The organism is Floridaenema aerugineum BLCC-F46 (assembly GCF_041929345.1).
Lineage (GTDB): Bacteria > Cyanobacteriota > Cyanobacteriia > Cyanobacteriales > Aerosakkonemataceae > Floridanema > Floridanema aerugineum.
The window spans coordinates 17,757-27,946 of the sequence record NZ_JBHFNQ010000181.1 but is presented as its reverse complement, the minus strand read 5'-3'; the positions used below and the strand labels follow the sequence as shown (position 1 = coordinate 27,946).

6 protein-coding genes are annotated in these 10,190 nt (G+C 39.7%); all 6 read right to left on the bottom strand.

Features of this window, described 5'->3' with window-relative positions:
- Positions 1–22: 22 nt before the first annotated feature.
- The gene (locus tag ACE1CC_RS23380) at positions 23–1,498 is read right to left on the bottom strand and encodes a PAS domain-containing sensor histidine kinase (protein WP_413272840.1); all 1,476 of its coding nucleotides are present in this window, start codon (positions 1,496–1,498) and stop codon (positions 23–25) included.
- A gap of 561 nt (positions 1,499–2,059) precedes the next feature.
- Entirely contained in the window at positions 2,060–3,430 is a 1,371-nt protein-coding gene (locus tag ACE1CC_RS23375; protein WP_413272839.1) for an NAD(P)/FAD-dependent oxidoreductase, read from the bottom strand.
- Positions 3,431–3,617: 187 nt separating this feature from the next.
- Positions 3,618–4,703 carry a phosphate ABC transporter substrate-binding protein PstS gene (gene pstS / locus ACE1CC_RS23370; RefSeq protein ID WP_413272838.1) on the bottom strand — a complete coding sequence of 362 codons (1,086 nt, stop codon included), beginning with the start codon at positions 4,701–4,703 and terminating at the stop codon, positions 3,618–3,620.
- A gap of 266 nt (positions 4,704–4,969) precedes the next feature.
- Positions 4,970–6,055 (bottom strand): phosphate ABC transporter substrate-binding protein PstS, encoded by a 1,086-nt coding sequence (gene pstS, locus ACE1CC_RS23365; RefSeq protein ID WP_413272837.1) that lies wholly within the window; start codon positions 6,053–6,055, stop codon positions 4,970–4,972.
- Between the two features lie 331 nt (positions 6,056–6,386).
- On the bottom strand, positions 6,387–9,467 hold the full coding sequence (ppc, locus tag ACE1CC_RS23360; protein WP_413272836.1) for a phosphoenolpyruvate carboxylase: 3,081 nt from the start codon (positions 9,465–9,467) through the stop codon (positions 6,387–6,389).
- A gap of 303 nt (positions 9,468–9,770) precedes the next feature.
- On the bottom strand, positions 9,771–10,004 hold the full coding sequence (locus ACE1CC_RS23355; RefSeq protein WP_413272835.1) for a hypothetical protein: 234 nt from the start codon (positions 10,002–10,004) through the stop codon (positions 9,771–9,773).
- Positions 10,005–10,190: the final 186 nt, after the last annotated feature.

Here is a 10,190-nt window from a genome sequence, read left to right as displayed (position 1 = left end):
CTCAAAGGATAGCAAGCAATTTTCAAACAGGACTAGGAATTTGAGAAATGTTACCTCTAAAAGGGAAAGTAATGCGGAAAAATGTTCCACATTGCAAATCAATTTCAATATTTCCCTCTAACTGATTAGTAAGATTATTGACCAACTGTAAGCCTAAACTTTCGCTCATCTCAATATCAAAATCTGCTGGTAATCCAATGCCATTATCGGCTACTTCTAACAAAATGAATTGATTTTTTAGCAGGGATAACCTAAGATAAATTTTACCAATTGCTCCCTCGGGAAAAGCATATTTTAAAGTATTGCAAATCAACTCGTTAATAATTAATCCGCAAGGAATAGCTGTATCTAAATCAAAGAATATTGGCTCGACTTGGATATCTAAATTTATTCTTTCAGAAATTGGTGTGTGGGAAGAGACTAAATTGTAAACTAGGCTCTTAATATAATCAGCAGCATCAATTTGGGCAATACCTTGAGATTGATAGAGTTTTTCATGAATTAGTGCCATTGACCTAACTCGGTTATAACTATCACTTAAAAGTGAAATTACTTCCCTGTCCTTGGTAAACTCAGATTGCAATTTAAGCAAGCTAGAAATAACTTGGAGGTTATTTTTAACTCGATGATGAATTTCCTTTAGTAATACTTCCTTTTCTCGCAATGAAGTCTTCAGTTGTTGTTCTGCCTGTTTTTGTTCGGTAATATCAATTCCTACCGCTACAGCAGCTTGACTTTGCTGATACTTCTGAGCAGCAATTAAGTAATTTTTGATATTACCTTTAATTTTGGCATCAATGACTTTATGAGCAGCTTTTTGCTCACTACACATAAAAGAACTCATAAAATTAGCAAAGTCAAAGCTACTTCCTAAAAAACCCAGATCTTTCCCGATAAAATTTTCTGGAGCTTGGTTAAAAGTTGTACACAAATGTTCGTTGACACCGATATATTTTAGGTCAGAACTAATCCAAGAAACCAAGCCAGGAACAGCGTCTAAAACTGCTTGCAGTTGGTCATTTGTTTGTTGTAGCGCTGCCTCTGCTTGTTGCCGTTCTTGCACCTCTGCTAGCGCCCTGTCTCTCTTGGTGCGGTAATCTTGAACTCTTTGGGTAAGCTTTGTAACATCTTGGATAGAAAGTAAGGCATAGTAACTTCCATCAGGCGCAGGTTCAGCAGTAACGGTGGTATACTGCACTCGCAATTTTCCATCAGGTAAGTAAGCCGGAATTAAATGTTTGTGAACTTGCGACGAGAAAATTATTGATGAACCTCCGGCAAAGACTTCCTGGAGACGGCTAACATATTTCGGTTGACCTAAATGAGGAAAATAGGTAGTAATATTAGCACCGACAATTTTATGTTTTGGAATATTTGTCCATTTTTCTAAACAACTATTCCAATATATGACAACAAAATCTTCTCGTAACAGGCAAATACCAATGGGTATTCGATCGAGAATTTTAAATTTTTCCCCTGATTCTTCTATGCCGTTCATAACTGATTTTTATTTGCTTGATTGCATTTAAAATTGGTTGGAAATTAGCTGGAAATGCAAACCTATTTAGCGATCGCATTCATCAATAAATCAAATCAGCACAATATCGTTTGTCATGAAAATTTTTCAAAACTCAATCCTACAACCTAGTTCTAACATAGTTAATTTTATTAACCTTGAGTGAGACTACCTTAGAGAGTCTCTTGGTTTTCCGTATTACTACTGAGATTAATTAACTCTCTATTTAAAACCTGAGAAACGGTATTTTGTTTGTTATTTATAATGAATTAAGTGAGAAGCGAATTTGACTACTCACAATTGATTCAAAACTGCAAAATTTACAGCAGCCAGAACAGTAGATAAGATTTTCAATTATAGCATTAAAGCCAGAAAATTCTAAAGATGCACTCAGTACCCCCCTCTGTGTATCGTGATAAATACGTAAATTCTAAATTTGACACAAAGCAATTGATGTGATAATGAGGGCGATCGATCGCCCACACCATCAACAAGTCACAGCGTAGGGGTAATTCATAAATTACCCCTACGCTGTGACGGGAGTCAATAGCGGACTTCCAGAGGAGATTTATTTGCTGGTGGTACATAGTACTCACCTTTTTCGTTAACTCCCACTACGCCCATAGATTCATTTCCTGTAATTAGACGAGCGCCACCTTTGCGGGTAAAATAATTCCAAGCCCACTGAATCATTACTATTAATTTGTTATCAAATTCGATTAAGAAGTAGATATGCACAAACACCCAAGTTAGCCAAGCTAGGAAACCAGATAATTTCACAAAACCTAAATCAACTACAGCGTAGTTTTTACCAATAACTGCCAAACTTCCCACATCAGAATAACGGAAAGGAAAAGCATTTTCACTACCTTTTAACCGCTGTTGAATCAGTTTAGCAACATATTCTCCTTCCTGCATGGCTACAGGCGCAACTCCCGGTAAAGGTTTACCATCTTGGTGGGCATAATTTGCCAAATCACCAATGACAAAAATATCGGGATAACCCTTAACTGTCAAATTTGGTTCCACAATAACTCTACCGACTCTATCTAATTCTACGCCTGTGCGTTCTGCCAAAACTTTGCCAACAGGAGAAGCTTTGACACCAGCTGCCCATAAAATTGTTTTAGCAGCAATTTGTGATTCTGTGTCACCTTGTTTCATAGTTACAACATCGCCATCAATGTTAGTAACTAAAGTTTTAGTTAAGATAGTTACGCCTAATTTATTTAAAGACTTTTCCGCTTTAGCAGATAGTTCTGGTTTATAGGGAGGCAATATTCGATCCATGCCTTCCAAGAGATAGATTTTAGCTTCGGATGTATCAATATTACGAAATTCTTTTCTTAAGGTAGCAAAGGCTAAATCTGCGATCGCGCCAGCCAATTCTACCCCAGTTGGTCCCCCACCCACAATCACAAAAGTCAACCAAGCACGGCGTTTTTCTAAATCAGTTTCCTTTTCCGCCGCTTCAAACGCCATGAAAATTCGTCGCCGCATTTCCAAAGCATTTTCCACAGTTTTTAATCCCGGTGCAGCTGTTTCCCAATGCTCATTCCCAAAATAGTGATGCTTAACTCCAGTCGCAATAATTAAAGTATCATAATCAACTTCACCACTATTTAAAAATAGCTTTTTTCGTTCTGGATCGATATCCAACATTTCTGCTAACAACACCTGCGTATTTTGGTTATCGCTTAATACCGCCCGGAGGGGAGAAGAAATATCAGCAGGAGACAAACTTCCCGTTGCTACTTGATACAAAAGTGGCTGAAACAAATGAAAATTTCGTTTATCAACCAAAGTCACTTTTACAGGATCACGACCCAAAGCTTTCGCCGCATACAACCCGCCAAAACCACCACCGACAATTACTACACGATGAGGTGCTTGATTTGTTTGTGCATCTATCATTAGAGTTATCCTCTTTACTAAAATTGAAGAGCTTTACTTTACGCAAACATTTCTTATATTAACTATGCTTTCTTTTTAGTGTGGAATCAGCAAGATATACGTAGTAAAAACTACAAAACCATTTAGATCCCCGACTTCTCCAAGAAGTCGGGGATCTAAACTTCAAAGTCCGCTAGTAAAAATTAATTTACTTAATTGAGTTAACTGCAGCTTGCGATCGAGATACAACACTGGACGGCAAAGGAATATAACCTAAATCATCTGCAACGTTCTGTCCTGTGGTTAATCCATAATTCAAAGCTTGCTTCAGTGCTCTGGATTTATTTTGATCGGGGTATGTTTTGTAAGCCATGATCCAAGAGTAAGAAACAATTGGATAGGCATTTGCTCCCGGAGGATCTGGAACAAAGGCGCGTAAGTTGGCTGGTAACTGTACTGACCCTAACGCAGCCGCAGAATTAGAAGGAGTTGGTGCGACAAAATTTCCGGCTTTATTTTGTAAGGTAGCTTGTGGAATTTTGTTAGTTCTGGCATAGCCATATTCGATGTAGCCAATTGCTCCTTGAGTTTGGAGAATTTGAGCAGTTACGCCTTCATTACCTTTAGCACCTGAACCTGTGGGCCAAGATACAGAGCGACCTTCACCAACTTTACTTTTCCAGGTAGAACTAATAGCGCTTAAATGTTGGGTGAAAATGGCAGTTGTACCGCTACCATCAGCACGATAGACAACACTAATAGGTGTACTTGGTAGATTGACTCCTGGGTTATCTTTGGCAATTCTGGGATCGTTCCAAGTCTTTATTTCACCCAAAAATATGGCAGGTAATGTACTACGAGAAAGTCTTAAAGAATTAACACCAGGTAAGTTATAACCCACAACAACGCTGCCTGCGGTCATCGGAATTAACACTACGCCTCTGGAAACTTTTGCCATTTCCGCGTCAGTCATCGCCACATCACTGGCACCAAAGTCTACGGTTCCATTGATTAACTGTTGTACACCCGCACCGCTACCAACAGATTGATAGCTGACTTGAACATTGGGATTAGTTTTGTTGAAGTCTGAAAACCAACGTTGATATAAGGGGGCTGGGAAAGAGGCACCAGCACCAGTGAGAGTTACTCTACCCTGGGCTAAAAGCAATGAAGAGTCGTTGGCAGTAGCGCTTTGAGGACGGAAATGGTTGGAAGCGATACTGGCAATAACAAAGGCTGAGAGACACAGAAAAACCAGCAGGTTTCTCCGCTTTAATCGAACTCTGACCGACATAGTTTAAAAATCTATTGGATTATGCTGTCGAGTATTGACAGTAGGGTTAGGTGATAAAGCGCAGGTTAAGGAATGTGTTTTGGAATACTAATTTATACAAATCTTTACAATATTCTTATAAATAAATCTATCTTTAGTAGTAGTTACTTCGGGTTGTGTGAGTGCTATGCAATGTACCGAGAACACAGGAAAACCGTATGTTACACTTACTGCTTTAACCGCAATTTGGCTAAATCTTCAGCAAAAGCTCCCTAGCAAAAATTAATCTACTTGATAGAGTTAACAGCGGCTTGCGCTTTCTTGACAACACTTTCCGGCAAAGGAATGTATCCTAAATCATCAGCAATATCCTGTCCTGTAGTTAATCCATAATTCAAAGCTTCCTTCAATGCTTTTGCTTTGTTCGCATCTGGGTAAGTTTTGTAAGCCAAGATCCAAGTGTAAGTAACAATGGGATAGGAATTTGCTCCCAGAGGGTCTGGAACAAAAGCACGTAAGTTTCGTGGTAACTTCACTGAAGCTAACGCAGTCGCAGAATTAGCAGGAGTCGGTGCGACAAAATTGCTGGCTTTGTTTTGTAATGTAGCTACAGGAATGTTGTTATTTCTGGCGTAACCATATTCTAAGTAACCAACTGCTCCTGGAGTTTGGAGAATTTGAGCAGTTACACCTTCATTACCTTTCGCACCTGCACCTGTAGGCCAAGATACAGACTTACCTTCACCAACTTTACTTTTCCATTCAGAACTAATAGCGCTTAAATGTTGAGTGAAAATAGCAGTTGTACCGCTACCATCAGAACGATAGACAATACTAATCGGTGTATTTGGTAGCTTGACTCCTGGGTTATCTTTGGCAATTTTGAGGTCGTCCCAAGTGTTAATTTGACCCAAAAATATGGCAATTAATGTACTACGAGAAAATCTTAAAGAATAAATTCCAGGTAAGTTGTAACCCACAACCACACTACCTGCGGTCATGGGAATTAACACTACACCTCTAGAAACTTTTGCCATTTCCTGATCAGTCATCGCCACATCACTGGCACCAAAGTCTATGGTTCCATTAATTAACTGTTGTACTCCAGCACCACTACCAACTGATTGATAACTAATTTGAATATGCGGATTTTTTTTGTTTAATTCTAAGAACCAGCGCTGATATAAAATAGCTGGAAAAGAAGCGCCAGCACCAGTAAGCATTACTTTATTTGGCGCTAAAAGCAATGAAGAATCTTTTGCAGTGGCAGTTTGGGGATGAAAAAGGTTGGTAGAGTTACTGCTAATCACAAAGGCAAATAGGCAGAGAAAAATTAGTTGATTTCTCCGCTTTAATTGAATTATCTTTAACATACTTAGTATTAATTTATGCTTTTTAGTATAGAGAGTAAGGTTAAGTGATAAAGCTCAGGTTAAGGAGTGCATCTGGCAATACAAAAACACACAAATTTTCACACTTTACTGATCCAGCAGATTGCAGGTTTATGAAGTACACTCCTGCAAACCCGGTAACTTCTACGAAACCGGGTTTCTTTGTGCCTCACTCCCCTGTGAAACTAGAAGCCCCAAATATACCTTTAGGTATATTTGGGGTAGTTCACTAGGAAATAGAAAAGAGAATTCAAAGTGGGAAATTTTCCTAAAAAATGGTGCGTTAGGCGCAGCCGTAACGCACCCTACTGGATCAGCCTGTGTTTCTCATTCCGGCTGCGATACCGTTAATTGTTAGCAATGCACCTCGCAGTAGTTCGCCGCGACTGTGACGGGAGTCGATTACACCTGTGAGGCTTTGGGATTTGCTTTGGCGCAGGCGTTTTAGGAGGGAAACTTGTAAAAATCCTAGAGGTACGATGTTTCCGTTGCGGATTTGGACCGATCGCTGTAAGTCAGGATCGCCATCTAACAAACGTTTGTGATCGGTGATGTTTAAGACTAGATCGCGAGTCAAATGATACTCATCAGCGATTTGAGCAAACAACTTTTCAAATCTGGGTAAATCTTCTGGTGCTGACAATTCTTTCATGTAGTAGTGAGCGATTTGTAAATCGACTTTGGATAAAGTCATTTCTACTTTAGAAATCACTACTTTGAAGAAAGGCCATTTGTAGTAGAAGTAGCGTAACAACTTCAAATTTTCTTGGGTATCTTCCTGCAAAAATTGATTAAGTGCTGTGCCTACGCCGTACCAAGCTGGTAATAAAAAGCGGCTTTGTGTCCAACTAAATACCCAAGGAATTGCTCTTAATGTGCTTAAATCTTTTTTCCCGGTTTTTCGTCTGGCGGGACGAGAACTAATTTGTAATTGGCTAATTTCTTCAATTGGCGTTACTTGCATGAAGAAATCAACAAAGTCTGGTTGTTCGTAAATCAAAGCGCGATAATGTTCGCGAGATTTCGTAGACAACTCTTCCATGATTTCGTTCCAAGGTTCAATATTATCGAACCCAGTTCTGAGTAAGCTAGCTTGAATTACTGCTGTGGTGACAGTTTCTAAATTATACAAAGCTAAGTCAGGCCAAGAATATTTAGAAGCCAAGACTTCGCCTTGTTCGGTAATTTTAATTCTGCCATTGATTGTGTGTCCTGGTTGGGCTAAAATCGCCTCGTAGGAAGGGCCGCCACCACGTCCCACAGAACCGCCTCTGCCGTGAAAAATGCGGAGGGAAACGCCGTATTTACAAGCGATCGATTCCAAAGCTTTTTGTGCTTTGTGAATTTCCCAGTTACTACTTAAGAAACCAGAATCTTTGTTGCTATCAGAATAACCCAACATTACCTCTTGTAATGATGAAGGTAAGGAACCCACAGAGGTAACATTATTTCCAACTTCCTTTTTCTTCTCTGCTTCATACTTCTGATAACCACCAGCCAGTAAACCGCGATAAAATGGCAACTCAAACAGAGTTTGCATGATGGAAGGCGCTTTTTTCAAATCTTCCACTGTTTCAAATAGTGGTACTACTTGCAGAGTTCCTTCACCTGTGGAGGGATCGTAAAGTCCTGCTTCTTTGGCAAACAGCAAAACTTCTAACAGATCGCTGACATCATGGCTCATGCTAATAATATAAGTTTGGCAAATGTCTTCTCCAAACTCTCGCTGCATTTGCCGCACTACGCGCAATGTTTCAATTGTTTCGCAAGTTTGAGGACTAAAGGGTAATTCGTTAGGAACTAAAGGTCGTCTAGTTTGCAGTTCCGAAACTAACCATTTAATTTTTTCCTCTTCTTCTAATTCATTATACTGACAAGGTAATACTTGCAGATAATCAACTATTTCGTTGATGGCATCTGAGTGTCTGGTACTTTCTTGGCGGACATCTAAAGATGCTAAACAAAATCCGTAAACTTCCACCTGGCAAATCAGGTGTTCTAAGTCGCGGCAAATTAAACCTGTTTCTTGTAAGTTGCGTTGAATTAATCGCAGTTGTGCCAAAAATTCTTCGGCTGTTTTATAGATCGGCGTTTGCGGTTTTTGTTGGAGAGATTCTGGTTGTAAAGCTTCACCTTTGTAGAGTCGCCAATTGCGATCGCGTGTATACTCCAACCGCTTCTTCACATAAGATAACTTTAACCGATAAGGTTCTTGGCGATAGCGAATTGACAATTCCTCATAAACATCTGGCATTTGTAAACGATTTTGTTCCAGAGATTCTAACAACTCTGGCAGAACATCGCACCAGTGCAAAGACAAACTTAAACGATTAATTAATTTGTCTACCGAGCCAATGTATTTCTCCAAAACTAAATGCCTTTGGTAACAAGCTGTTTGCCAACTAACTGCGGGGGTAACAAAGGGATTCCCATCTCTATCTGACCCTACCCAAGAACCAAATTTACAAAAATTAGGTTTTGGAGGACGCAGATCTCTCCACACACTTTTTAGCCCATTTTCTAACCTGTGATAAAGTTGGGGAATTGCTTCAAACAAAACTTCTTGGAAGTAGTGCAAAGCATAATCTACTTCATCCAAAACTGAAGGTTTAAACTGATGCAATTCATCAGTTCGCCACCACAGACGAATTTCTTCTGTTAACTCTTCTTTGAGTAACTTACCTTCCCAAGAATTTTCCGCTTCTTCGCTCAGCGTACTTCCTTCTTCTAAATCATCAAGTTCTTGAAGAATTTTGGCAATGTGGCGCTGTTTATCTCTAATTGTATGCCGGACAATTTCGGTTGGGTGGGCGGTAAATACTAACCGAATATCCAAATTGTCAATTAATTTTTGGACAGCTTGAGGCGGCATATTCAATTTTCGCAAGTAAGGAAACAACCATTGAAAAGTTCCCTTTTCCTTGCGTGACCAATTTGCTGCTTGCCAACTTTTTTCTAACGAATCAGACCCGGGAATAGTTTCTTTAGATTCGGCATCTAATTTAGTAAATGCTTGCAGTGCGGGATCGGGAACTTCTTGCTTAAACGACATTCGTAAAGCTTGTTGTTGCGCCCTTTGGTCGTAGTGCTGTTCCACAATATTAATTAATTGGAAATAAAGGGCAAAAGCACGCGCTGCGCGGATGGCATCATTGATTTCTAAATTTTGAATGATCCGAAAAACTTCCTCTTCTTGAAGACTGTCGCCAGTTGCTTGCCCTTCTTCTGAACATAGCGATCGCAAATAATTACACAAATCTACTAGTTCTTGACCGCATTCTGTGCGGAGAACGTATTCCCATAAGTCCTCTACGACTTTAAGACGATGTCGCAAAAATAGGTCTGATGGGGAAGCGAGATGAACTGCCTGATCGGATTGAAGTGTAGGACTCATAGGTGTTGTTCTTTACTATCCAAGCAATAATAACCAACAAATTTTACGAGGCTTATTGGGCTAGATTAGTACCAAATTCAACCAATCCAGCCTGCCTTAGTGTAAGAAGGCTTCCCAGCTTCAAGGCAGAAGGCTTTTATGTTCAGCTTTTACCTTTTTCAACTCAGTCGTTGTTTCTGCGGTGTTGCCCTGGAAAATCTTTTCTACAATTGTCTTATTCTTTGATCTTTTGTAATTCGCGTCACATATTTAGTTGCCCGGTATGGGGAAATCCTACAGATTTTTGTTTCCACTGCACAAGTCTTAATCTCCTTGAGATTCAACTTTGGGAAATTGCAGCACTGGCAAGCGATCGCCGCGAAATACTTCTTCGCTTGCTTCCCCTAGTGCTTGGAGAAACTTTAGTGAAGCCTTTCCACATAATACACCTAGAAGTAAAGGGGCTGTAGCCAAACTGACTATTATTTCCACCGGAAAGGTTGATAAAGGGGTTGGGGATGTTGGTGTTTCTGGCTGGTTGATGCTATTAGTGTTCATCTTGTACCTCGATAGTATAACTAAATAAGGCAGTGTTTCTTCTCCTGAGTCCTCTTTTTCGAGAAACTGTAAAATTGATTACTTTTTTTTGGAGGAGGCAGAGCAACTACTTATTCATTATTGTGAGACAGATTTGCCATTGGGAGATCCAAAAATCCCGATTAAATGATTGTATTTTGACCGGAG

What these genes read in the sequence shown, in the direction of transcription:
- ACE1CC_RS23380 (WP_413272840.1), bottom strand. Translation starts at nt 1,498, where the DNA reads ATGAACGGCATAGAAGAATCAGGGGAAAAATTTAAAATTCTCGATCGA.
- ACE1CC_RS23375 (WP_413272839.1), bottom strand. Translation starts at nt 3,430, where the DNA reads ATGATAGATGCACAAACAAATCAAGCACCTCATCGTGTAGTAATTGTC.
- pstS (WP_413272838.1), bottom strand. Translation starts at nt 4,703, where the DNA reads ATGTCGGTCAGAGTTCGATTAAAGCGGAGAAACCTGCTGGTTTTTCTG.
- pstS (WP_413272837.1), bottom strand. Translation starts at nt 6,055, where the DNA reads ATGTTAAAGATAATTCAATTAAAGCGGAGAAATCAACTAATTTTTCTC.
- ppc (WP_413272836.1), bottom strand. Translation starts at nt 9,467, where the DNA reads ATGAGTCCTACACTTCAATCCGATCAGGCAGTTCATCTCGCTTCCCCA.
- ACE1CC_RS23355 (WP_413272835.1), bottom strand. Translation starts at nt 10,004, where the DNA reads ATGAACACTAATAGCATCAACCAGCCAGAAACACCAACATCCCCAACC.